This window comes from Synechococcus sp. CC9616, assembly GCF_000515235.1.
Taxonomy (GTDB): Bacteria; Cyanobacteriota; Cyanobacteriia; order PCC-6307; family Cyanobiaceae; genus Parasynechococcus.
This window is the reverse complement of record NZ_KI911558.1, coordinates 568,476-591,290: the sequence shown is the minus strand read 5'-3', so window position 1 is coordinate 591,290 and position 22,815 is coordinate 568,476. Positions and strand designations below refer to the sequence as shown.

At 52.3% G+C, this 22,815-nt stretch carries 23 protein-coding genes; 11 read left to right on the top strand and 12 right to left on the bottom strand.

The genetic code is table 11. The annotated features are described in order from the left end of the window. Positions 1-29: 29 nt before the first annotated feature. The 5 genes from SYN9616_RS0103545 to SYN9616_RS0103525 form a co-directional block, all read right to left on the bottom strand. Positions 30-1,121 (bottom strand): type III polyketide synthase, encoded by a 1,092-nt coding sequence (locus SYN9616_RS0103545; RefSeq protein ID WP_028951888.1) that lies wholly within the window; start codon positions 1,119-1,121, stop codon positions 30-32. Between the two features lie 3 nt (positions 1,122-1,124). Continuing rightward, complete coding sequence (locus tag SYN9616_RS0103540; protein ID WP_028951887.1) at positions 1,125-2,270, bottom strand: NAD(P)/FAD-dependent oxidoreductase; 1,146 nt, start codon at positions 2,268-2,270, stop codon at positions 1,125-1,127. A 1-nt stretch (position 2,271) separates the two neighbouring features. Next, positions 2,272-2,988 (bottom strand): class I SAM-dependent methyltransferase, encoded by a 717-nt coding sequence (locus SYN9616_RS0103535; protein ID WP_028951886.1) that lies wholly within the window; start codon positions 2,986-2,988, stop codon positions 2,272-2,274. Between the two features lie 25 nt (positions 2,989-3,013). Continuing rightward, positions 3,014-3,151: a hypothetical protein gene (locus SYN9616_RS17840; protein WP_232199974.1), complete on the bottom strand. Its 138-nt coding sequence runs from the start codon at positions 3,149-3,151 to the stop codon at positions 3,014-3,016. A 281-nt stretch (positions 3,152-3,432) separates the two neighbouring features. Beyond that, positions 3,433-4,353: a LysR family transcriptional regulator gene (locus SYN9616_RS0103525; RefSeq protein WP_028951885.1), complete on the bottom strand. Its 921-nt coding sequence runs from the start codon at positions 4,351-4,353 to the stop codon at positions 3,433-3,435. A gap of 89 nt (positions 4,354-4,442) precedes the next feature. Here SYN9616_RS0103525 and SYN9616_RS0103520 point away from each other — a divergent pair, with 89 nt between their 5' ends. Beyond that, positions 4,443-4,892, top strand: coding sequence for a hypothetical protein (locus tag SYN9616_RS0103520; RefSeq protein WP_028951884.1), 450 nt, complete (start codon positions 4,443-4,445; stop codon positions 4,890-4,892). Between the two features lie 10 nt (positions 4,893-4,902). Beyond that, a complete protein-coding gene (locus SYN9616_RS0103515) occupies positions 4,903-5,922 on the top strand; it encodes a fatty acid desaturase (RefSeq protein WP_028951883.1) in 1,020 nt (339 codons plus the stop codon). A 684-nt stretch (positions 5,923-6,606) separates the two neighbouring features. Here the strand turns inward: SYN9616_RS0103515 and SYN9616_RS0103510 are convergent. Continuing rightward, positions 6,607-7,452 carry a cyclopropane-fatty-acyl-phospholipid synthase family protein gene (locus tag SYN9616_RS0103510; RefSeq protein WP_028951882.1) on the bottom strand — a complete coding sequence of 282 codons (846 nt, stop codon included), beginning with the start codon at positions 7,450-7,452 and terminating at the stop codon, positions 6,607-6,609. Between the two features lie 2 nt (positions 7,453-7,454). Then, entirely contained in the window at positions 7,455-8,267 is an 813-nt protein-coding gene (locus SYN9616_RS0103505) for a class I SAM-dependent methyltransferase (protein WP_156918650.1), read from the bottom strand. Positions 8,268-8,645: 378 nt separating this feature from the next. On the opposite strand from SYN9616_RS0103505, the gene SYN9616_RS15110 reads away from it, so the two are divergent. From SYN9616_RS15110 to SYN9616_RS15100, 4 genes are all read left to right on the top strand, one after another. Further along, entirely contained in the window at positions 8,646-9,719 is a 1,074-nt protein-coding gene (locus tag SYN9616_RS15110; RefSeq protein ID WP_071991406.1) for a glycine betaine/L-proline ABC transporter ATP-binding protein, read from the top strand. Beyond that, complete coding sequence (locus tag SYN9616_RS15105; RefSeq protein ID WP_037990641.1) at positions 9,719-10,585, top strand: proline/glycine betaine ABC transporter permease; 867 nt, start codon at positions 9,719-9,721, stop codon at positions 10,583-10,585. Before SYN9616_RS15110 ends, SYN9616_RS15105 begins: the two co-directional genes overlap by 1 nt. Beyond that, positions 10,582-11,553 (top strand): glycine betaine ABC transporter substrate-binding protein, encoded by a 972-nt coding sequence (locus tag SYN9616_RS0103490; RefSeq protein ID WP_028951880.1) that lies wholly within the window; start codon positions 10,582-10,584, stop codon positions 11,551-11,553. Before SYN9616_RS15105 ends, SYN9616_RS0103490 begins: the two co-directional genes overlap by 4 nt. A 333-nt stretch (positions 11,554-11,886) precedes the next feature. After that, positions 11,887-12,771, top strand: a complete 885-nt coding sequence (locus SYN9616_RS15100) for an alpha/beta fold hydrolase (RefSeq protein ID WP_198015130.1) — start codon at positions 11,887-11,889, stop codon at positions 12,769-12,771. Here the strand turns inward: SYN9616_RS15100 and SYN9616_RS16290 are convergent. The 3 genes from SYN9616_RS16290 to SYN9616_RS0103470 are packed head-to-tail and all read right to left on the bottom strand — an operon-like array spanning position 12,692 to position 15,386. Then, positions 12,692-13,573, bottom strand: coding sequence for a metal ABC transporter permease (locus SYN9616_RS16290; protein ID WP_071991405.1), 882 nt, complete (start codon positions 13,571-13,573; stop codon positions 12,692-12,694). The genes SYN9616_RS15100 and SYN9616_RS16290 overlap by 80 nt on opposite strands. After that, positions 13,566-14,336 carry a metal ABC transporter ATP-binding protein gene (locus SYN9616_RS0103475; protein ID WP_028951879.1) on the bottom strand — a complete coding sequence of 257 codons (771 nt, stop codon included), beginning with the start codon at positions 14,334-14,336 and terminating at the stop codon, positions 13,566-13,568. The genes SYN9616_RS16290 and SYN9616_RS0103475 overlap by 8 nt, the downstream gene beginning before the upstream one ends. Before the next feature lie 6 nt (positions 14,337-14,342). Continuing rightward, positions 14,343-15,386, bottom strand: coding sequence for a metal ABC transporter solute-binding protein, Zn/Mn family (locus tag SYN9616_RS0103470; protein ID WP_028951878.1), 1,044 nt, complete (start codon positions 15,384-15,386; stop codon positions 14,343-14,345). Positions 15,387-15,494: 108 nt separating this feature from the next. Between SYN9616_RS0103470 and SYN9616_RS0103465 the strand changes: the two genes are divergently transcribed. The 3 genes from SYN9616_RS0103465 to SYN9616_RS0103450 all read left to right on the top strand — a co-directional run bounded on the left by SYN9616_RS0103465 (position 15,495) and on the right by SYN9616_RS0103450 (position 18,369). Next, a complete protein-coding gene (locus tag SYN9616_RS0103465) occupies positions 15,495-16,898 on the top strand; it encodes a GTP-binding protein (protein ID WP_037990639.1) in 1,404 nt (467 codons plus the stop codon). Then, a complete protein-coding gene (locus SYN9616_RS16285; protein WP_071991404.1) occupies positions 16,886-17,932 on the top strand; it encodes a WD40 repeat domain-containing protein in 1,047 nt (348 codons plus the stop codon). Before SYN9616_RS0103465 ends, SYN9616_RS16285 begins: the two co-directional genes overlap by 13 nt. Positions 17,933-18,150: 218 nt before the next feature. Further along, complete coding sequence (locus SYN9616_RS0103450) at positions 18,151-18,369, top strand: hypothetical protein (protein WP_028951875.1); 219 nt, start codon at positions 18,151-18,153, stop codon at positions 18,367-18,369. A gap of 127 nt (positions 18,370-18,496) precedes the next feature. On the opposite strand, the gene SYN9616_RS17030 is transcribed toward SYN9616_RS0103450, so the two are convergent. Further along, the gene (locus tag SYN9616_RS17030; protein WP_156918649.1) at positions 18,497-18,715 is read right to left on the bottom strand and encodes a hypothetical protein; all 219 of its coding nucleotides are present in this window, start codon (positions 18,713-18,715) and stop codon (positions 18,497-18,499) included. Positions 18,716-19,010: 295 nt separating this feature from the next. On the opposite strand from SYN9616_RS17030, the gene SYN9616_RS0103445 reads away from it, so the two are divergent. Both SYN9616_RS0103445 and SYN9616_RS0103440 read left to right on the top strand, forming a co-directional pair. Next, the gene (locus tag SYN9616_RS0103445; protein WP_084218292.1) at positions 19,011-20,351 is read left to right on the top strand and encodes an FAD-binding oxidoreductase; all 1,341 of its coding nucleotides are present in this window, start codon (positions 19,011-19,013) and stop codon (positions 20,349-20,351) included. Between the two features lie 34 nt (positions 20,352-20,385). Next, on the top strand, positions 20,386-22,281 hold the full coding sequence (locus tag SYN9616_RS0103440) for a gamma-glutamyltransferase family protein (protein ID WP_084218291.1): 1,896 nt from the start codon (positions 20,386-20,388) through the stop codon (positions 22,279-22,281). Positions 22,282-22,317: 36 nt separating this feature from the next. On the opposite strand, the gene SYN9616_RS0103435 is transcribed toward SYN9616_RS0103440, so the two are convergent. Beyond that, the gene (locus SYN9616_RS0103435; protein ID WP_028951872.1) at positions 22,318-22,806 is read right to left on the bottom strand and encodes a hypothetical protein; all 489 of its coding nucleotides are present in this window, start codon (positions 22,804-22,806) and stop codon (positions 22,318-22,320) included. Between the last annotated feature and the right edge of the window lie 9 nt (positions 22,807-22,815).

Below are 22,815 nucleotides of genomic sequence, written 5' to 3'. Positions count from 1 at the left end.
GCTGAGCTGAGCTGTTACGTCGATCCTTCCTAACGAGCAAGATTGAACAGAGCAACCTCGGCGCTCAATCCGGGGCCGAAAGCAAGAGCGAGGCAAGGCCCTGCAGACGACCGCCGACGTAGGCGCTCAAGGATGAACAGGATCGTCGCCGACGACATGTTGCCATGCTCTTCAAGAACGCCTCTGGATTCGATCAGAAGCTTCGGATCCAGCGACAAAACATCTGAACAGGTCGAGAGAATTCTCGGACCACCGGGATGCACGGCCCAGCTGGTCACCGCCTCCAGTTCAATGGCCTGGTCCTTGAGCCAGCCACGTAACCAAGGCAACAAGGCAGCCCCAACTGCGTCGGGAACCCGTGGAGACAGACCCATCGCAAATCCGTGATCTCCGATCTCCCAGTGCATGAGATCGGAACTGTCAGGAATCACCGTCGAGCCACTGCCTCGCAACACCAGGGTCGGATCGGAGCAGGAAGGTTTAGCGGAGGCGACGACGGCAGCAGCACCATCGGCAAACAAACCATTGGCGACAACCTTCTCCGGGTGCCATCCATATGCCATATGAAGACTGCAGAGCTCGACGGCGCAGAGCAGGACCACCGCTTTGGGATCCATCTCCGCAAAGGCATGGGCAACACGCAAACCATTCAGTGCGCCGTGACACCCCATGAAGCCGATATGTGTCCGCTGAACACTCGGAGCCAGCTCAAGCTTGTCGATCAGGAACAGATCAACACCGGGTGATTGAAACCCGGTGCAACTGACCGTCACCAGGTGGGTGATCGCCCCTGGGGAAATCTTGCTGTCGCTGAGCGCTTTCGACGCGGCCTGAAGTGCCAGCGGACCGGCATGGGCCTCAAAAGCCTGCATCCGTTCTGCCGTTCCAGGACTTTCAGGGCCGTAGAAGCTGAGCTGTTCCTGGCTCGTGCCGCGTTCGGCATCCTTGTCGAGCAGGACACTCCCTCGGCTCAGAACCTTGGTTTTCTGATAAATCCGAGACATCAACCTTTTCTGCTCAGGGCTCTCGGCATTGATCCGATGCGCCACTTGCACCGCCTCTTCCTGGCTCAGTCGCTGAGTTGGAACCGCCGTGCCAATGCCGTGAAGTGTGAGGGGCATGGATCAGAGACTCGCCATCAGGGGGGACACCTGATTGAGGCTGCTGATGATGCGTTGCGGTATGGCAGGCCATTGGCTCCCCAGCTTGAACAAAGCATCTGTCGCGACAGGATGTCGCAACAACGTCGACAGCAGAGTGCAGAGACGCTGCCGACGGATCGTCAGCGTCTCCAGCCTCCTCTGCCAGCGCTGCTCGAGATCTGTCGTCCATTCGCCCTGGGCTTCCTGCACGAAAGGAGCCACAGCGGCCCCAGCGGCAAGAGCCCAGGCCATTCCCTCACCGGTGAACGGCTCCACGTAACCGGTGGAGTCGCCAAGCAGCAGGAAACGGTCGCCTGAGAAGACATCAGCACGACGGGTCAACGCAGGAGTCAACTGCCAGCGGGATGTCTCCATTTCATGAGGCAAGGGGAAGCCGGCTTGTCTGAGAACCAGCTCTGCCGCATGAGAGACACCACTGGAAGATTGAACAACCGCGCGGTCGAACGCGGCCGCCAGGTTGAGAGCACCATCCTCCCGGCGAACCAAACCGACGTATCCACTCCGGCCGATGGCCATGTGAATGGCTCCGGACTCGAAAAGGACTTCGTCATCACTGATCAGACAACCAGCCCCAAGCCTCGAGCCTGACGTGCTGCTGGAGCTGGCAGGGTCCGACGATGCCAGCACCTGGTGCTGCAGGCCGGCCGCGATGAGCACCACACGGGCCTGAATCCGCTCAACTGGAGCGCCGCCAGACGGTCGTAACCGCACCATGCGCCCCGCTGAAGACATCTCCTCCAAGACAGCACCGGTTTGGAATCGCACGGTCGCGCCAGCTGCGATGGCCGCGTTGACCAGAGCCTGATCAAAGCGCTCCCGCGAGAGTGCCCAACCGCCTGGCAACGGCAGGTTCATCGTCCTGCCACTCCAGCCAAGACGAAGGTGATCGAGGGGCACAGCACCTTGATCACAAAACAGATCCGGAAGCCCTGCGGCTGTCACTGCAGCCATGGCATTGGCATTGAAGCAACAGCCACAGACCTTCCAGCGTGGGAACGAGCGTTTCTCCACAAGCAGAACCCGTAGACCACGACGTGCGCAATCAAAGGCCGCCAGACCACCGGCAACCCCTGCGCCGATCACGATCACATCCCAACTGTTCTGCATCTCAGCGAGGTCTCCAGCTCAACAGAAAACGCTCGGGCCAGGTTTGCTCCAGGAGAGGAGCCCTCAAACCAGCCTGAGACGCAAGTTGAAGGATCTCCGTGGGAGTGAAGGCTGCCTGGACAGACAAGGGGCCGTCGTGGTGGACCACCCAGGAACGGCTAAGTAGACGTGTGCCCATCCAAGCCAAGGAGTAACCAAGACGACTTCTGATCAGATCGTCAACGAGGACGAGACGTCGTGCCCTGGCGGCCATCCCTGTCAGAAGTCGGACCACATCCGGAGGATCCAGATGATGGACGAACAGCGTGCAGTACACCACATCGAATTGCTCGGATCCAGCCGGATCAAGAGCATCCGCGACAAACACATCAACATCGCTCTCAGATCGGGCCACATTGCGCCGTGCGATCCGTACCGCTTCGGGATTGAGGTCGCAGGCATGAATCGACACTCCGACATCGTGTCTTCGGGCAAGCGCAGCAAGCTCAATCGCCGTATCACCTCCTCCACAAGCCAGTTCAAGCACGCTCAGCTGAGCGGATGAACTCTCACGTGCAAGCGTCTCAATGTGACGAAACAGACCCGGCACGCAACGACTGATGGCATTGATCCGTCGCAAACCCTGGAGGGCTTGTTCATGAGCGACAGGATCGAGACCAGGTTGATCCATCACCTCGGGCTGCCGATCACGTTGCATTGGGGCCCAGCCCAAAAACATCCTCAAACACATTTGGAGGATCACCCTAGGCAGGACGCATCAGGATCCACTTGTGTTCAGCGACGTGTTGCGCACCCAAATCGCTGACGTGACTGACGCCGCCGTTGCCATCAAGCCCGTCGGCGTCAAACCCTTCAGCGCCTCGCGTATTGCAAGAGTGCATTGCCGTCTGCCATCCCAACGACGATTGCATTAGAAGTTTTGAATTCTATGAGCGTTGCCATGAAGCTCATATTGGATTCACTTTCTACAAGTTTCGGTGGTCTAAGGCTCAGCCACTGTTCTATCTTTGCAACGAAATAATGATTCCTCGTCTGACCTATTCACTCAAAAACGAAAAGTCATTATAAAAACCTCAGTTGAACGCAATCCGGCCCGCACCCGGGGTCCACGATTACCAACGACTGAAGACAACACAGCCTGCTGGATGAGAAACCAGGTGATTCAATTCTCAGCGGGGCGCTCTAGGCGCCGCGCAAGGCTGACAAAGCCGGTGATGTAGTCGAAGGACGCGTCTGCCTGACGCATGCCCAAATGAATCTGCTTGGCAATACCGCTCTGACCCAGCCGGAGCACCGTGAGTCTCATCGAGGCGACATAGCGTTCAGCCAGCCAACGGGGCAATGCCGTGACGCCGCGACCGCTAGACACCATCTGCAAAATCATGTCAGTGGTTTCAATCCGCTTGTGCAGAGCTGGCGACAGACCGGCTGGCGTCAAGAAGCTCCTGTAGATATCCAAGCGCTCTAAGGGAACTGGGTAAGAAATCAGAACCTCAGACCTCAGATCGTCGGGAATCACCCAATCTTTGGCAGACAATGGATGTTGATCTGACACCACCAAAACCTGCTCGTAGTCGAACACTGGCTCAAACTCGAGCCCTGGCTTGAAAAAAGGATCAGGAGTAACGAGCATATCGATTTCATGATTCAGCAAAGCCCCGAGGCCACCAAACTGAAATTTCTGAATCACATCAATATCAATATCTGGATAAGCCTTCAGATATGGATTCGTCACATTTAGCATCCACTGATAACAAGGATGGCACTCCATACCAACCCGCAATGTACCCCGGACACCCGCAGAAAATTGATCAAGATGATCCTCTGCTAGCGAGAGTTGAGGTAAAACTCTTTCGGCCAAAGAAAGAAGATAACGACCCGCCTGAGTAAGATACAACTGTCGACCGTCACGCATCCAAATCGTCACTCCTAGCTGCTTTTCAAGTTTCTTGATGGAATGGCTCAGGGCTGACTGCGTTAGTGACAGCGCATCAGCAGCAGCAGTTAAAGAACCACGACCCTCTACTTCAAAAATGATCTGCAGATGCAACCTCTGAAGAACATGCTCATGAGCTGCGTTCATGAATCAATGAAGAATGAACATTTTACTTTCAATTGGTCACGGCCGACAATTTGCATACTTCGCCAAACTGCATTGCCAGCTGAACGCCTTTGAACACAACAAACACCTGTCCAGAGCTTCGGAGTCTCCAACCGCCAACAGAGGAGGCCAAGGCAACGTGGTTGAAGGAGAACAGCATCCTGGTGGGTGCTTGGGCCTGGCAAGGGTTCCAGGAACATGGCAGAGGAATGGTCTGGATCCGTGCTCTCACGATGACAGCAGAAGCAGGACCGTGGCCATGGAGTACTGAAGCGCGTCTTCTGGCACCGATTTACCTCACCAACGCAGATGCTGAAAACGTCATTGGCAGCTTGTCTTGCGAGCAAAGCAGACTAGAAATCAATAGAGCTCTTCAGACCTATAACCCGTCAACAGATGCCATGGCCTGGTTGGGATGTGCCGAGGAGTCGTTGGTGCTGCACTTCCAAGCTTTAAAGGTCCCCCCGGAGGTAGCCCTGAGTCAACTGGTACGCCGCCGCGACGAATTTGAACTCACCTAAACGACGTCCAATGAAATCACCTACCTATCAAGACTTCAGCCTGAAGCCTTTTACAACACGCAGCAATCGAAAGGCTCTCACTCAGATAAGCAACACGCTGATTCCCTATGGACTGTTGTGGTGGCTGATGCTTCAAGCCACTGAGGTGTCCCTTTGGCTCACTCCACCTTTTCTGATCGTTCTCAGCTTATTTTCGCTGAGAAGTTTTTCATTGATGCACGATTGCGGCCATGGATCGTTGTTTGAAACCCCAAAGCTGAATCGGGTCTTTGGATTCCTCTTGGGCGTCGTCAATGCGGTCCCGCAACTGTCCTGGTCCATTGACCACGCTTATCACCACAAAACCAATGGAGACTGGGAACGGTATCGAGGGGTCGCTGATTTTCTCAGCCTGGAAGAATTTCAAAACCTCAGCCATAAAGAGCAACGGATCTACACCGCGATCCACCACCCGCTCATGGCTATACCTGGTGGCTTCTATTACCTGGCAATCAAACCCAGGCTTGATCTCTTGATTGGCCTTATCAGGCCGGAGAATCGCATGTGGGGGTCAAGGGAGGAATTCAACGATCTTTGCCTAAGCAACTTCTTTAGCTTGATTGCTGTGACCTGCCTTGGATGGTGTATTGGTTTCGGATTATTTCTAAGCTTGTACAGTATTATTCTATGCCTAACAGCTAGCAGCCTAATTTACGTATTCTACATACAGCATATATTCGAAAATAGCTATGCGCATCCGAGCCACGGTTGGAGCCCGATGCGAGGGGCATTAGAAGGCTCGAGCCTACTCATCCTCCCACCAATGCTGCAATGGTTCACAGCAAATATTGGCTTCCATAACATTCACCATCTTTGCGAAAGGATTCCCAATTACAATCTTGAAGCATGTCATCAATGCAATCAACATCTTCTGGAAAACGTACCAATATTGCGACTTGGAACAATGCTGCGAAGTTCAAAATTTCTTTTGTGGGATCCCGACAATGCAAGTTTGATCACAATTCCTTCAACGAATTTAGTCAGGCCATAGCTTTGAACCTACTGCCAACAATATTCGCATTAAAAGTCTCAAATTATGATGATATGATGTGAGCAAAGTTAGAGTAAGACCTCTCACCGTTGACTTGAACGCCATATTGATAGAAACTCTGAAGCGTGCTTTAAGTTTCAAACATATTTATTCAAGCTAATCGTTGCGTCCGGCCAGCGTCATGTTTTAGCCAAACGGCTGCTTTGTTCACTGAATGAGAATTACACAGGGCTATCTGATGCATCGAAACGATGCGGCTTGCAGACTTGGAAGGAATAGACATCGCCATAGGATCCGGCATCGGAACGACCCTGCCATGGTTCATAGGGATGAGGTGTCCAATTTGAAGGTATACGAGCAGGTTGTCTTGGACCATCTCCTGTAATGCTTTCCCCAAGCAAAATAAGCCCACTGTCTGCCCAGAAATGGTGCAATGCAGTAAAGATCAGGCCGTTGGGGTCTGTATTGCTCATCTGTAGATAGCATTGTGTCTATGAGTTGGCGAATTACTTTATTTAGCCCATGATAGCTATAGATGACATCTACAACTGGGTAGAGAGAGATTGCCAGTCATTGGAGATGGGTAAGCGATCTTCTAATCAGAGTCAAAAGATCCAGTCAAGGAGACGCGATCTCAAAATAAATACCCCTCATGAGTCATGGAAGTTGATCTTCTACTTAAACCTATTCAAGCGGTTTTCGAAAACGCATCAAACCCCAACTCAGCCGACCCTTTTGACCACCATCAATCCAATGACCCAAACCGGCGGCCATTCGCTGAAGATAGTCGGGACTGATTTTGGCCTGTAGTTCTTGCTCCCGACGCTGAAGCTCTTCGAGAACGCGACTGTAATGACGAATCAACATGTCCGTCTTCTCCTGCCAAACGTCTCGTGAAAGCCCAGCCTGGATGGCCCAGGCACGATATCGATCAGGAGATCCCATATCGGGAAGGTGAATACGTTCCAAGATTGCTCTCAAAGAAGCGGTATCGATCCCATCCGCGGCCATCGGGTCGGTCAGCACGAAGACACCACCAGGCTTCAGTAAGCGTGAGGCCTCTTGCAAAACCTGTTGACGATTTCCTGAGTGCAGAATCGCGTCCTGACTCCACACCACATCAGCAAAGGATGCTGCGAGGGGCACATCTTCAAAGGACGCATCATGAACACGGATCTGGTCCTGTAGTTTTGCGCTCTGATTCAGCTGACGATGACGGGAATTTTCAACAGCAGAGATATTGATCGCTTCTACACGCACCCCAAGCTCCTTGGCCAAACGCCGCGCTGCTCCGCCATAACCTGAGCCGAAGTCGACGACGGTTGCCCCTGGGGAAAGTGCGCCCATCAAGTCCATCAAAGCACTGACAGTGCGTTGACTTGCCTGAGCGATCGCCTCTGTTTCCGAAGCGTATAGACCGATATGAATGTCCTCCCCCCCCCAGACCTCCTCATAGAAGCGATCAGCATCAGTGCTGTCGTAATACTCCGAAGCAATGCGCTCAGCGACAGAGCGTTGAGGATTTGACATATCTAAATAACCGTGGAATCACCATCCATTTCATAAGCTTTATGAGCTACATGAATATAAAAATCGGGGTCATCCTTACTACGCTCGTAGTCTCCATAACTGGCCACTTTTTGAAATCCAACTTCACGCATGAGACGACGCACATAGCCATGCCGAAGTGGGAACATGTTCAAATGGAATGTGCTTCCATCACTGAATGCGTAGCGGAAGCGAGCAAGCCCTTCATCCACATGATCAGGCCTGACCGAGACATCTTCACCGCAGTAGACATTACCCTTTCCTTGCTTCACTGCAGCCCCACCTTCAAGCAAGCGATCATAGTTTCGATGATCCAAGATCAAGAGGCCATTATGCTTGAGTACGGCGTAATACTCAGCCAATGACTTACGTCGATCACGCTCACGAAAAAGATGCGTAAAGGAATTACCTAAACAAATAACTGCATCAAAAGTTCCATGGATATCTCGGTTCAAAAATCGCCAATCGGCCTGAGCAGTGCGAAGCAACTGATTGCGATCCCGTGCATTACGGAATGCTCTGGCAAGCATATTGGGACTGCCGTCGGCACTCACCACATCAAAACCTTCCTGAAGCAGGCGAATCGAGTGAAACCCCGTTCCGGTGGCAACATCGAGCACCGACTTGACGCCGTGCTCTCGCAGGATTCGTATAAAAAAGTCTCCTTCAGCCTTAGCCCTAGCTTCCCAATCAATCAGGCGATCCCAGCGATCGGCGAATTGTTCGATGTACTCCTGTTGATAGTGATCTGTTTCACGAACACTCGCTGGTGCAGCGCCAAAGCTCTGCTCGTCCATCCGCGCAGTTGTTGTCATCGGCCTATGTTTTTGAGAAGTACTGGAATGGCTAGATGTTTTCATTCAGGACAAAAAATTCACCTTTCAAGAAAAAAGTAAGGGACTCCATCAAAGGCAGAGTGGACACATCAAAATGGATCTCAGAACAAATTCCGAGCGTGAGAGCAATCCATGACAGCAACCTATCTGTGAGCACTTCAACTGTCAGTGTCGAGACCAGCCAGCGACATCCGAATAGCAAAGAGCATTCGCTGATACCAAGGTGATGTAAAGCGTTTTGAGCAAATATTGGGAATTGTTGAAGACCTGGAACACAACGTTCTTTGTAGCGCTTTGACTCTCCATCGATAGAGTTGAAAGGTATCTCTTGAGAGCCGTTTGTTAGCTGAGATCACTCTCAAAAACCTCTCAAAGCAGTTCCCAGGGCAGAAGCGTGCTGCTGTACAAGACGTTTCCCTCACGATTGAGCCAGGAGAAATTTTTGTTGTGATGGGCCTCTCTGGCTCAGGCAAGTCGACATTGCTGCGCATGATGAATGGTCTGATCAAACCCAGCGCAGGCTCAGTCGAGGTCCGCGGGCAACTCCTCACAGACCTCTCAACAAATGAACTCAACACCCTGCGACGCCAGTGCATGGCGATGGTGTTTCAGTCCTTTGCCCTTTTCCCCCAGCGCAGTGTTCTCGATAACGCCGCGTTTGGCCTTGAAGTCTCAGGACTCCCAAAGGCGAAGCGTTACGCGCAGGCCCAACGCGCCCTTGAACGCGTTGGGCTCGGCAACCAGCTGAATCGAAAACCTGCGCAGCTTTCAGGAGGGATGCAACAACGCGTCGGTTTGGCCCGTGCTCTTGCGCTCGATCCACCCATCCTGTTGATGGACGAAGCCTTCTCAGCACTGGATCCGCTGATCCGCAAGGACATGCAAGACCTGTTGTTGGAATTGCAAACCGAGCAACGACGGACCGTCGTGTTCATTTCTCACGACCGTGACGAGGCCATTCGCATCGGCGATCGCATTGCGCTGATGCAGGCGGGCGCGCTGTTGCAATGCAGTACTGCGCAAGAACTTGTGAGTGCACCTGCAAATGCTGAAGTCGAAGCGTTCTTTGAAACCGTGGACCGAGGCTCAGTGTTAACGCTCGGGCAGATTGTCGAACCCTTCCCTGAAACCGTTGTTCTTGGTCCAGGGGACGTGCCCCAGAACAGTGAGGAACAACCAATTCAACTCGTCGTTGATCAGAACGGACGATTCCTTGGCCTGATCACTCATGACCACGGCAGGATCCAGTCAGACAAAGCTGGCCCCCTCGACTCTCGGCTACTTGTCAACGAGGCGATTGATCCAATCTCCCGAACTCGATGGCCCGTAGCGGTTTTGGATGCCCATCACCGACCACTCGGAATGATCACACCTCGGCGAATCCTCGAGGTCCTAAGGCACAGTCATCACTGATGAGCGCATATCCCTCATTCGCGAATGTGAATCAGGCCGGCCCGATGGGACAGGCCGTTGATACGGCTGTGGCTTGGTTGCTGGATAACGGGGAAGACTTTTTCTCTGTGGTCCAGCAGAGCATTCAGTGGCTGACCAGCGGACTGGAAACAGCGCTGAATTGGCCAGTCCCCTGGACGGTCGCACTGTTGGTTGCCATGGCAGGGTGGCGATTGGTGGGGGGAAGCTTTGCCCTCTTCAGCCTGCTGGGTTTGAACCTCGTCTTAGCCCTTGGTCTGTGGGAGCCAATGATTGCAACCTTGGCCCTGGTCTTGGTCTCATCGTTTCTAGCGTTGATGATTGGCTTTCCGTTAGGCGTCCTGGGGACTCGTCAGCAATGGATTTGGCGGTTGCTCAGGCCAGGACTGGACCTGATGCAAACAATGCCCGCCTTTGTCTATTTGATTCCTGCCGTGATGCTGTTCAGCACTGGCGCCGTCCCGGCCATCATGGCGACACTGATCTTCGCCATGCCACCAATTGTTCGGTTGACGGTCTTAGGAATCAACCAAGTTTCGGACGACCTTGTTGAGGCTGGTCGCTCTTTCGGCTGCAATGATCTCCAGTTGCTGTGGATGGTGCAGCTCCCCAGCGCCTTCCCCACTGTGATGAGCGGTGTCAACCAAACCATCATGTTGTCGCTGTCCATGGTGGTCATCACCTCGATGATTGGCGGAGGCGGGCTTGGCGATGTCGTGCTCAGAGGGATTCAGCAGCTCGATGTCGGACTCGGCTTCGAGGGAGGCATTGCGGTAGTGATCTTGGCTGTGATTCTCGACCGTTTAAGTCAGGGCCTTTCACCAGGTCGACCCCAACGGACTCCATGAGCGAAACCACAGGCTGGACTCGACGTGCCGCACTGATCGGTGGATTGGGCCTCGCCGGCGCATCATTGGCCAGCATGATCCAGCTGAGTCAACAGCAACAGAACTCCGATTCGGCAGTCGCCAATCCAGAAGGAACTGGCGTGCCCGAACAGAATTTCAGCTCAACACGGCAACCCATACGACTGGGATGGTCCCCCTGGGCAGATGCCGAAGTCATCAGCCTGATGGCCCAACGACTCATCGAAGAGCACCTCAATTGGCCCGTCGAGAGGGTCCTTGCCGACATCGGAATCCAATATGCCTCCGTTGCCAGAGGTGACCTGGATCTGATGTTGATGGCTTGGCTGCCCCTTACCCACAAGGACTATTGGACACGGGTAAGGGATCGAGTTCTAGACCTTGGACCGATGTATTCAGGACTGCTGGGATGGGTTGTCCCCGACTACGTGGATCGCCAAACAATCAACAGCATTGAAGATTTTCAGACGTTGTCGGTTAGCGAACGTTTCAATGGACAGATCCAAGGGATTGATCCGGGATCCGGACTGAATCAACTCTCCCAGATCGCTCTAAAGGACTACAACCTGTCAGAGATGAGCTTGGTACCTTCCAGCAGTGCGGCAATGACCGCAGTCCTGGATCAAGCGATCCGCGACCAACGCTGGGTCGTCGTGACGAGTTGGACGCCTCACTGGATGTTTGCCCGCTACAAATTGCGCTTTCTACAAGACCCCAAAGGAGCTTTCGGTTCAACGGAATGGATTCACGCAATCGGACGAAAGGATCTCAGCACCATGGCACCGGAGGTCGCTGAAGTCCTGACAAGGTTCAGAATCACCGATTCAGAGATGGCAGATCTACTTCTGAATGCCCATCAAGAGACTGCGCAAGCAGCTGTAGATCACTACCTTCAGCGCAATCCCGAACGTGTGAGGTACTGGATCACAGGAGAAATTGGGGCGACTTAGCAGCAGGAGAAACTGTTGCTAGCCACCCAGTCAAATCGCTGTGGAGGAGCATGCTAAGCATCAACACGTCATGCGGGCCAAGCAAAAGAAACGCACCACACCCTAAAAACTAAAATACAAGATTCGATCAATAAAGCCTATTTGACAACAACAACTCACTTTGGATTCAAGGAGACACAATCCGGCAAGCAGATTGATACAGTCGGCGAGGAAAGAAAAGCTAAAATCAACTAAGTCATCCCATTAATCTCGAGTCCTACGCCGATCCAGCATTCAAACAATCCAAAAGAAGTGATCAAGGCATCCTTCTATACAACCGCCAGGAACAACATGATGACAGCAACAAGCGAGAATTTAAACATCAACCTGGCCGGCAGGACGGTGCGCATTGCCCTAGAACGATGGGGCACTGCGGCAAGCGAAGCCTGGCTTCTCCTACCAGCTTTAAGCACGGTATCCAGCCAAAGCGAATGGCATGATTTTGCCAAAAACGTCAACAAAGACGTTCAATTGATCAGTTTTGATTGGCCTGGCTTCGGCGACAGTGATCGACCGGCAATCACCTACAACCAAGAAACACTTCAAACAGCCTTAACCGCTGTTCTCAATCATCTGGAAAGTACCGGGCTTAACAAAATCAAATTGATCGCAGCTGGGCACAGTGCATCCATCGCCCTGAGCCTTGCAGAAGAACGCTCACAACAATGGACAGAACTTACCCTGGTTGCGCCAACCTGGCGTGGTCCTCTGCCAACAATGACAGGCTGGAAACCGGAACGTTTTGATTGGCTCCGACAGTTGGTGTCCCTGCCATTGATCGGTTCGATTCTCTACAGACTGAACACCAGCCGTGCCGTTCTCAGGCTGATGCTGCGGCGACATGTCTGGGTCAACCCCGAGATGCTCAGCCCGAAACAGATCAAAGACCAACAACGTCTCAGTCGCAGGAGGGGTGCACGCTTCGCCAGCGTGTCTTTTGTCAGTGGAGGGTTCGACCCTGCAACGCACAGCGATTGGTGGCTGGATAAAGCCGAACAATTGCACTGTCCACTGCACGTTGTTTTGGCTGAAGAGGCCCCGCCACGATCAAAGTCAGAGATGAAAGAACTGGCCTGCAAGGCAGATCGAGTTTCAGTGATCAAAGGTCGCGTGGGTCTCCACCAGGAATTTGGGGCAGAGCTTGCTGCCTTGATCTCCCACGAAAAAACCTTGAACTAAAGATCAGCGCCAAGACAAACCCCACAAATTGAACCATTACCACAGAAGGACCGGATGGGAGATTGGTCAATCCGGAAACAAGCAAACCGATGAGTGCGCAACTTCCACCCAAGGCAGCAGAGGCGAAGATGTAATAAGAAAAACGCCGACAAAGCAGACGTCCTGCGCAAGCCGGAATAACAACAAAAGCACTGATCAACAGAACGCCGACTGCCTTGATCGAAACAGCAACCACAACCGCCAACAACACAATGAAAGCGAGCCGGTGCCAGCCCGTACGCACCCCAACTGCTCCAGCAAGTTCCTCATTCAATGTAAGAAGAACCTGGGCACGCAAACTGAGGCCGAGATAGATAACTGCAGCTGTAAGCAGAACACCGATAACAACAAGATCAAAATTACTGACTCCCAGAATATCCCCAAAAAGCAACTGACGGATGTTGCCGCGATAATGTTGAACCAGGCTGAGAGCAAGAATCGCAGCAGCCAGTGAGCTTGAATAAACAATATTGAGTAAAGCGTCTGTAGGCAGTGAACTTCGTTCAACAAGCCCGTTAACAAGAATCGCAAAAATAACCGCAAAAGGAATCAGAATCAATGTTGGATTGACTCCAATCAAAATTCCGAACGTAATGCCCAGCAGGGCGGAATGACCAAGGGCGTCACTGAAAAACGACAGCTGACGCAACACGGCAACACTGCCAAGCACTCCCCCCAGAGCTCCCGTCAATAAACCACCCAGTAGTGCACGCTGCATGAACGGCTCAGCGAGAACCAGCATCAAGGAGTGGGTGTCAACCATGGCAGTGGTGCCGATAGGGAACGACGTTGGGGCCATACAGCTCACTCAACCGTTCGGGAGTGAGCGTGTTGTCCGGTGTCCCGCTACAGCAGAGACGGCGATTCAAACCGAGAACCTGATCACTGCTGCGACGCACCATGTCCAGATCATGAGAGACATGCAACACAGTCCATCCCTCTTCACGGCGCAACTCGAGCAACAATTGCTGGAAGCGTTCATTGGACGGCACATCGAGCCCCGCCTGAGCCTCATCCAGCACCAGTAACTGACGGGGACGAACAACGCAGAACGACAGCATCACCCGTTTCAGTTGTCCCCCAGACAACTCACTAAGCAAACGATGTTGGAGATCATTGCAACCAGTGCGCTCAAGAGCGGTTTCAACAGCTTGGAGACGTCGGCGCAAATCGTGCCAGGGCCAACGAGGGCCCGGAGAATCGAAACCAAAGCCAACAAACTCAGCAACCGTCAGGGGGAAACGACCCTGCAGAGAAAGACTCTGGGGCACGTAAGCAATCTGAGATCTAATCGAACCGGGGAGGTAGCCGTTAGGGGCCAGATGACGACCAAGGATTTGAACGTCACCTGCAGACCGTGGCAGAAGGCCTAACAAGGCCGCAATCAACGTGCTTTTTCCAGCACCGTTCGGGCCGACGACAGCGGTCTCGCTCTTACTCGCAAGTTCGAACGAGACGTTCTCAACAGCAAGACGACCTGCACGCACGACTGAGAGGTCACTCACAACAAGAACTGGGCTGTGCATCAAAGATTAGTTACCGATGGCCTTGACAAGGTTGTTGACGTTGGAGCGCATCACATCCAGGTAAGTGTTTGGAAGTTTCGCAGATTCTGCAGAACCGGTTTCGAGCGGATTGAATTCAACGATATTCACTCCTAGGTCCTTCGCCAACGAATTGAATGAACGATTACCAGCCTGCGGTTCGCTCAGCAGAGCCTGAAGGCCTGAAGCTTTTACTTGTGCACCCACACGCTGAAGATCTGCAGGGCTTGGGTTCATTTCAGGAAGATCGACCAAAAACTCAGCTTTTAATGAATAGCGTTCAGCAAAATACGTGGCAAAATCATGAAATGCAACAAACGTTTTCCCTTCATAAGGCTTTAACAAGGATGCCAGTTCAGTATTCAAGTCTTTTAACTTGGTGCTGAACACATCAGCATTCTTCTCATAGCCTTCAGTACAACCAGGGTCAACTGCGATCAAACCGTCTCTGATGTTTTCAACCTGTTGAACAGCGCGCAAGGGATCCAGCCAGATATGAGGGTCAAATTCGCCATGGTTGTGTCCATGCCCTTCACTGTCACTGGCTTTGACTGACTCCTCATGATCATCATCATGGTGGTCATCCTCATGATGATTGTCAGTGCTGTGTTCATCTGAATGCTCATCATCTGAGTGGTCGTCATGGCCGCCACCAACCGCTTTAATTGTGGCTACACCGCGGCTTGAATCAATCACAACAAGCTCCTCATTTTCAGCAGAACGCACCAGATCGTCTAGAAACTCCTCGATACCCAAACCATTTTGAACAAGAACCGATGCCTGGCCAAGAGCGGCAAGATCTGAAGGCGAAGCCTGGAAGTCGTGAGGACCAAGACTAGGTGGAATCAAGGCTTTCACATCTGCACATTCACCTGCAACTGCTTCAGTGAATAAAGTGATCGGCAAAAAGGTCGTCACAACCTTCAGCCCTTCCCCTCCTGTCGTGGCACGGTCTGCTGAACGAGGAGATCCGCAAGCAAACAAGCCAAGAAGAACTGAAACCGCGCTTAAGCGAGAAAGTAAAGATGCCATACGACCGCCAAAAAGGCGAAGAAAAAAGGAAGGGAGTACGCAAAGGCCAAAAGGCCCGTCATTGAAGAATGATAATCATTCTCGCGTGATCAGCACAGCATCGATAGAATGGCGGAAATTAGTTGGCTTCTTGCAATGTATCAAAAAGTACCCGTCACAATACTGACAGGATATCTAGGCTCAGGCAAAACTACACTGTTAAATAAAATACTTGGCGAAGAGCATGGCAAACGAATAGCAGTCATCGAAAATGAATATGGAGAAGTTGGTATCGACCAGGGACTCGTGATAGACGCGGACGAGGAAGTGTTTGAAATGTCAAATGGGTGCATCTGCTGCACCGTTAGGGGCGACTTGATCAGAGTCCTGGGCAACCTGATGAAGCGGAGAGATAAGTTCGACTATGTCCTTGTTGAAACAACAGGGCTGGCAGATCCAGGCCCGGTGGCACAAACATTTTTTATGGATGACGATATTCGCGAAGAGTTTTCATTGGATGGAATTGTAACGCTCATTGATGCTGCTCATATTGATCAGCAGCTCGAACACAGCAAAGAAAGCTCTGAGCAAGTTGCCTTTGCAGATGTGCTGGTTCTCAACAAATCGGATCTCGTCAACGAAGCCTCACTGGTCAAACTGGAATCAAGACTGCAGGATATGAACTCAATGGCACGAATTGTTCGAAGTACTCAGGCTGATGTTTCTGTGGAAACAGTCTTGAACCTTAGTGCATTCGATCTTGATCAAATATTGGAACGTCGACCTACATTCCTTGAACCTGAATATCCGTTCGAGTGGACAGGTGTTTATCAGATGGATCCCGGGCATTACAAGATGATCCTTGAAGATGGTCCTGATCCGGAAATGTCCCTTGTAGCCATTCCAGGGCAGAAAGAAGACGAAGAATCATTAAAAGTGAGTGCAGAGCAATGCGTTCGCCTTTATTCACTTCCCGCAAAAGAGATCAATCCTGGTGATGACATCCCAATGAATCAACATCTAAATCTTCAACTCAAATCGAATGGATCAAAGACATTCCATTTTGAATTAAAGGCGAAATCATCCATCGGTTTTTACGCTCAGCACACTGCGGAAGAATTTGATCTTAAAATCGTTAAAGATAGACCATCAAGCTCGGCGGAATCGGCCAATAAAGATTCGTCCAGCCAAATCAATCCCAGTAAGGAACGCGTCTGGGTAGCAGAGCACGAGCACGATGATGAAGTGGGTTCAATGGCAATAGAACGCGTAGGTGATGTGGATCCAGACAAAATAAATCAATGGATTGGACAACTCCTGGCCGAAAAGGGAGTTGACATATTCAGGACCAAAGGTTTTATCAGTTATCCAAATGAATCAAGGAGAGTTGTTTTCCAAGGTGTACATATGCTGTTCACTGCCCAACCCGGCCAAGAGTGGGGGGACGAACCACGATGTAACCAACTTGTCTTCATCGGTCGCAATCTTGACGAAGATCAAATTCGTAGGGACTTCGATCAATGCCTGATTTAAGTGCCTTTCCCCCTCAGGGCATGCTTCATGAAGGTTGGAGCGCTCAAGCAGATGACTATGCCCTTAGCTGTGGATGGGGTGCAAACGGCCAAACACTTATTGTTGGAGATGTCGCTGGAGGGCTTTATGCCTTCCAAGCTGATTCGGGAGAAGTAATTTGGTCCAAAAAAGATATCCACCAAGGTGGCTTACTCGCATTATCGGTTCATCCAAAAGGAGATCGTTTTGCAACATCTGGTCAAGATGGATCTGTCTTGATCTGGGAGTTAGGTACGGGGCTAATACTTTACTCAATTAAGCCTAGCAAAAATTGGGTGGAACATCTTTCCTGGTCAAACAACGGACAACAAATTGCTGTCGCCTCGGGACGATACGTTTACATCTACACAAGCGATGGCAACGAACAATGGAAATCAGACGAACACCCAAGTACTGTCAGCGCAATCTTTTGGTCGAAACCTGATGAACTTGCCAGCGCATGTTATGGGCAGGTTGTTTTTTACGACATTAAGAAAAAACAAGAAAATCAAAAACTAGAATGGCAGGGATCACTCATATCAATGGTTTTAAATCCCGAGGGGGACATTGTGGCTTGCGGAAGTCAGGACAATTCTGTTCATTTCTGGCGGCGCGACACTGGTAAAGACGCAGAGATGACAGGTTATCCAGGCAAACCCGTTCAACTGGCCTTTGATCAAAGTGGCCAATTTTTGGCAACAGGCGGAAGTGATCAAATCATTGTTTGGAATTTTCAAGGGGACGGCCCTGAAGGGTCTTTACCGGGACAACTTGTGCTGCATCCAGAACCCATTACAAGTCTTACTTTTGCCAATCAAGGGATGGTTCTCGCGTCAGGATCAAAAGATGGCTCTGTATTCGTCTGGCTTCTTGACAAAAATGGAGATGGAAGCCCCTTGGGAGGAGCATTCGTCGGAGAACGGATTAGTGGTCTGCAGTGGCAACCAAACGACAGTTCCTTGGCGGCGATCGATGCAAACGGTGGCATTCATGTCTGGACATTTAAAGTGAGATAATCCATCGATGGACAACGAAATAACAGGCAAGCCTGAAAACCGCTGACCAAGAATCCACTCCCATCAACGCATTTATCGAGATCAGAAAACCTTAAAGAGTAGTTGTCAATACACAATTGGTGAAGGAGCGCAAACAATCCGAAGGGATTCCAAAGAAAATCCTATAGTGGAGAAGTCTGATTTCCTCAGCCGCAAACGTCGTAACCACTCATCAAGCCATGGCTTCCTTCACCTGGGACGAGTCCACCCTCTCCGCAGACTGTTCAACGCTTGCATGCATGGCTCAACGGTTTGAAGACGCCGCCGCATTGATGCGGCAGCTCGACCAAAGCGGCTTTGAATTAGAACAGCATCAAGGCAACCGGATCATCAAACATCAGAACGAACAAGTCTTTTCCAGCTTTGGTTTTATACTCGAGAGCAATAAAGTTGTCTGATTGAGCGAGGGCAAAGCCTCCTCTATTGAATTTTAAAGCAATCCGCAAATAGAACTTCAATATCAAAAACGTCTTATAATTTACATCAAAACTATTGTGCTAATTCTGCCTTCTCATTTTCGATCGCTTAGTGTATTTCAACAACAAACACAAGACCTATCACGCCTAAAATAGGAGTAGAGGCAAGACCTGCAAAACCGAACAGCAGAAGAGGAGACAATTGAGAATCTGATTCTTTGTTCGACTGATCAGGATGAAGATTTTGCATATCATGCATTCTGGGATTATCTGTTGAATCCCCAGCACTATCCAGACCTTCCAAAAGCTTACTGGTCTCTTCTGACAAATCAGAGGGCCTATCAGTTGGACGATTGGGAGAGTACTTATTCACCTTGACTGTATCCTATTAAAATATTCGAAACTCTAGTGCAAACCCAACGCTTTACTGAAGTGATACAAGGCAACACTCAGCTCACAAAACCGTAGTGCACTAGTTGATCATGCAGAACATCGCGATAAAAAGACCATTTGATCAATACGGCCTAAACATTCACGGCGACGTAACCAGAAGCCACCAGTCAATGTCCATTGGAAGATTGATCGAACCCATCTGCTGGAGAAGCTAGCTTTTCGGGCCTGAAATGGCTAAGAAAGAAACAACTACAGCCAACCTGATGCAAGATCGTTATGACGTCGTTGTGATCGGTGGAGGCACAACAGGGGCAGCAGCTGCATATCACCTCAGCAAAGCCGGTGTGAATAACATGCTTTGCCTGGAAATGGGACGACCGGGCGAAGGCCGGACGCAACCTGAGCACGTACGACAGGACTCTCCTCTCACAGCTGAGGACGAATCATTCTATGTACCTAACTTCAGCGGCTCAAGGGTCTTTGAAGGTGGCTCGAAAGGGCCAAGAACAATCAAGATGATTGTGACTCTGCCTCCATATGAAATGCTGGATGGCTTCGCAGATTTATTTGGATGGGATGGCGTCAAAACATATCTCGATCTTGCTGAGAGCGGCCTGAAACAACAACTTGACTTGGCCAATCAATACCTTCCTGACCCGAAACAACAGATTAAGCAAGATGGATCATTGATGGTATGTGAGCCTGATCGAGCCGATCGTTTGAAACAGGAATATGAGTTTTTACAGAAGTTGGAATGTCCCTGCGAGTGGTGGGAGGAAGAGCATGTCGTCGATGCCCATGGTTCCGCCGCTGGCTATGTGGCAGGAATCTGGTTCCCTCAGCATGCACGAATTGATTCCGTCACCTATGCCAAGGTTCTGTTGGATGCCGCGGTGCAGTCTGGTTCACTCACACTCAAGCAGGAATGCTCCCCAGTCGTTGATGTAAAAGATTCAGAGGCAGGCGATCATGTTGTGATCCAATTGGCTGATGGCGAATTGATTCAAGCCAGCCAGGCAATCATCGCGACAGGCGGAATGTATATGGATAAATATCTAGCCGGAATATTAACACCTCGATACAGCTATCTCGCTGCACTTCCGCACAGAGATCCAGGACCGATGGGTGGAATGCAGGCACCCAATTCAGCGAACTTTTTCACACTCGGTTTTTCGCATGACTGGTGCGTCACAGACAACTTTGTTCGCATCAGCGGAGAAGACCACTACAGCGGCTTGAAGAGTCCTCGCGCCAAACAGCGTTGTGGACGCCTCGCACAATGGGGTTGGGAGAAATATCCCTATCTCGAATTCGGGGCCGACTATCCAGCCACCTACGGCATCTACTCAGAAACTCCTGATTTCATGCCCCTTGTGGGCAAAACGACTCAAAACAGCGGTATCTGCTACATGGTTGGCTGCAACGCCTGGGGGCAAGCGTCCCTCTCTGCTGCTGCATCTCTTGCCCCTGCTCTACTTGGCTACCGGGACCTGTCTGAAGCCGAAAAACAAACCGCCGATCTGCTGTCAATCCGTCGTTTCTCGGCCCGATCCACAACTCCAAGCAGTTAGAAACTGACCATCCACCTAGCGAATCATTTGGGCAATGCGTTCGCACAAAGTCATCGCTGAATCATGCGGACAATTGTGGCTGAGATTCCTCAAGACTTCTCCAAAGCCCTGCACCAACGACGCTGCAGAAGGTCCTGATCGCCATCTTCTCGGATTGAGGAGTTATTGCTCAGTCATCAACGCTCTGTTGCTGGTTCTGAGTGTCTGGGGTGCCGCCATGGCTGCAGCTGCTCCGATCAGCCGTGACGACCCTGAATCCGCCGAGCTCAGCCGCAAGAGAATCTCCACAGCCGCTGGCTCTGCCGTTGTGGTCACCGCCAATCCACTGGCCAGTGCTGCGGCCTTGAATATTCTCAGAGAGGGCGGCACAGCAGCTGATGCGCTTGTCACAGCCCAGAGCGTGCTGGCGGTCGTTGAACCGCAGAGTTCCGGGCTAGCTGGCGGCAGCTTTCTTCTGTTCTGGGACGCGCAGCAACAGGCACTGAACGTGCTCGATGGCCGTGAAGTGGCACCCCAGAGCAGCCGCCCAGACGATCTGCTCAGCCAAACAGGAGACCCCCTGCCCTGGCGCGAGGCCACAGCCAGGCTCGAGGCGATCGGCATTCCTGGAACGGTTGCGCTGCTCTGGGAGGTCCATCAGCACCATGGCCGCCTGCGCTGGGAAAGAACCTTGCAATCGGCAATCCGGTTGGCCAGGGATGGCTTCAGGCCCAGCCCGCGACTGCTGCGATCGATCGGGCTGGCCCGGCGTATCGGAGTGCAACACAGCCAGGCGTTCCAGGCGCTTTATCTACCAAGCGGTCAACCACCGCCGGCCGATCAGCTCTTTCAAAATGCCTCCCTGGCGCGCACGCTGGCGGCTCTGGCGCAAGACGGTGGCCCGTCGTTTTACCGGGGAGCCCTTGCCAGGCAGATCTTGCGGGAGATGGGCGTCCTGCAGGAGAGCGAGCCTGAATTCCGCGGCTGGCGCCCATCAGACCTCTCCGCTTATGCGGTGTTACACCGTCAACCCCTCTGCAGCGAGCGGTTCAGCCACCGAATCTGCACAATGCCCCCACCCAGCAGCGGCGGACTGGCGTTGCTGCAAACCCTGGCGTTACTGAACACGTCCACGGATCTTGCCCTTTCCGGATCTGCGGATCCGCAGACCTGGCAACATCTGGCCAGCGCCCTGACCTGGGCCGATGCAGACCGTCTCTACTGGGTGCATGACCCGATCGATGGAGATGTTCCCACTGCGGCCTTGCTTGATCCCTCTTACATTGCGAGCCGCGCTGAAGAGATGCAGGCCACACCCGCAGCCCAACCCTCACCAGGGCTGCCGCCTGGAATCGATCACTATCCCTTTGGCAGAGCCCAGCAGGGGCGCGAACAGGGCACCACGCATGTGACCATCGTGGACGGGTACGGCAACATCGCCAGTTACACCTCCTCGGTGGAGACGGTTTTCGGCAGTCGGCACCTGGTGGCCGGCATGGTGATGAACAATCAGCTCACCGACTTCGCCTTTGAACCCATCATTGGAGGCCAAGCGGTAGCCAATCGCCGTCTGCCCGGTCGCCGGCCGGTGTCCTCGATGGCACCCACGTTGGTGTTCCAAAACGACCAGCCGGTGCTGGCGCTCGGAAGTCCAGGCGGACGCAGCATCCCCCATCTGCTCAGCCGGGTGTTACTAGCCTCACTGGTCTGGAACGAACCACCGAAACGAGCCGTCGCCCTTCCACACCTCTCCAGCCGCAGACTCACGCTCGTGCTGGAAAAGGATCCACCTCTGCCGTGGCCCATGCCAATCGAGGATCTGAAGACAGACCGTCAAACCATTCGGTCACAGCGGATCGGCAGCGGTACGGCACTGGTGCAGCGGATCAACGGCCGCTGGCATGGCGCAGCGGACCCTCGTCGGGAGGGAACGGCGGTGGCCCTGCCCTGAAAAGACTTAACAGAGGGGAAAGCCTTTTGACTTGGACTATTGCACGCCACGGCTAATGCAGCCCCGGGCATCGCTGGCGTTGAATCCCCGCGTGGATGAAGACTTGCTGGCCTTGCGGATGGCGCCATTGATGCAGCGTTTAACGTGGATGCTGTCGGGATTGGCTTCCAGGGCCGCCTTCACTGCTGGATAGCGATCTTCCTTCGTACTCTCGCGGCAATACATGCGGGTGCTGTAGTCGTCGGCGTCATCGTGGAGCGTGTCGCAAAACCGCAAGGCCTCAGAGAGCGGCGGTAAACCCGCCAATTGAATTGAATCAGTTGAATCCGATGCTCCAGCGATTTCATCAGCTGGTGCAGATAAAACCACTGCGCTGGCAGATCGACCAACGCAAACCGTGCTGTCGCCAACTGTGATGTATCCGGCCATTTTCATGCAGCGGCCAGGGTCAGTATGTGGATCCCATTGAGCCTGGGCCGGAAGAATCGAAGCCGCCGCCAGAGCAGCCAACAGGTAAATAGCCATTCACAACAC

Bases quoted from the DNA above. Each gene is read 5' to 3' on its own strand.
- SYN9616_RS0103545 (WP_028951888.1), bottom strand. From the start codon at position 1,121: ATGCCCCTCACACTTCACGGCATTGGCACGGCGGTTCCAACTCAGCGA.
- SYN9616_RS0103540 (WP_028951887.1), bottom strand. From the start codon at position 2,270: ATGCAGAACAGTTGGGATGTGATCGTGATCGGCGCAGGGGTTGCCGGT.
- SYN9616_RS0103535 (WP_028951886.1), bottom strand. From the start codon at position 2,988: ATGTTTTTGGGCTGGGCCCCAATGCAACGTGATCGGCAGCCCGAGGTG.
- SYN9616_RS17840 (WP_232199974.1), bottom strand. From the start codon at position 3,151: ATGCACTCTTGCAATACGCGAGGCGCTGAAGGGTTTGACGCCGACGGG.
- SYN9616_RS0103525 (WP_028951885.1), bottom strand. From the start codon at position 4,353: ATGAACGCAGCTCATGAGCATGTTCTTCAGAGGTTGCATCTGCAGATC.
- SYN9616_RS0103515 (WP_028951883.1), top strand. From the start codon at position 4,903: ATGAAATCACCTACCTATCAAGACTTCAGCCTGAAGCCTTTTACAACA.
- SYN9616_RS0103510 (WP_028951882.1), bottom strand. From the start codon at position 7,452: ATGTCAAATCCTCAACGCTCTGTCGCTGAGCGCATTGCTTCGGAGTAT.
- SYN9616_RS0103505 (WP_156918650.1), bottom strand. From the start codon at position 8,267: ATGGACGAGCAGAGCTTTGGCGCTGCACCAGCGAGTGTTCGTGAAACA.
- SYN9616_RS15105 (WP_037990641.1), top strand. From the start codon at position 9,719: ATGAGCGCATATCCCTCATTCGCGAATGTGAATCAGGCCGGCCCGATG.
- SYN9616_RS0103490 (WP_028951880.1), top strand. From the start codon at position 10,582: ATGAGCGAAACCACAGGCTGGACTCGACGTGCCGCACTGATCGGTGGA.
- SYN9616_RS15100 (WP_198015130.1), top strand. From the start codon at position 11,887: ATGACAGCAACAAGCGAGAATTTAAACATCAACCTGGCCGGCAGGACG.
- SYN9616_RS16290 (WP_071991405.1), bottom strand. From the start codon at position 13,573: ATGGTTGACACCCACTCCTTGATGCTGGTTCTCGCTGAGCCGTTCATG.
- SYN9616_RS0103475 (WP_028951879.1), bottom strand. From the start codon at position 14,336: ATGCACAGCCCAGTTCTTGTTGTGAGTGACCTCTCAGTCGTGCGTGCA.
- SYN9616_RS0103470 (WP_028951878.1), bottom strand. From the start codon at position 15,386: ATGGCATCTTTACTTTCTCGCTTAAGCGCGGTTTCAGTTCTTCTTGGC.
- SYN9616_RS0103465 (WP_037990639.1), top strand. From the start codon at position 15,495: ATGGCGGAAATTAGTTGGCTTCTTGCAATGTATCAAAAAGTACCCGTC.
- SYN9616_RS16285 (WP_071991404.1), top strand. From the start codon at position 16,886: ATGCCTGATTTAAGTGCCTTTCCCCCTCAGGGCATGCTTCATGAAGGT.
- SYN9616_RS0103450 (WP_028951875.1), top strand. From the start codon at position 18,151: ATGGCTTCCTTCACCTGGGACGAGTCCACCCTCTCCGCAGACTGTTCA.
- SYN9616_RS0103445 (WP_084218292.1), top strand. From the start codon at position 19,011: ATGGCTAAGAAAGAAACAACTACAGCCAACCTGATGCAAGATCGTTAT.
- SYN9616_RS0103440 (WP_084218291.1), top strand. From the start codon at position 20,386: ATGCGTTCGCACAAAGTCATCGCTGAATCATGCGGACAATTGTGGCTG.
- SYN9616_RS0103435 (WP_028951872.1), bottom strand. From the start codon at position 22,806: ATGGCTATTTACCTGTTGGCTGCTCTGGCGGCGGCTTCGATTCTTCCG.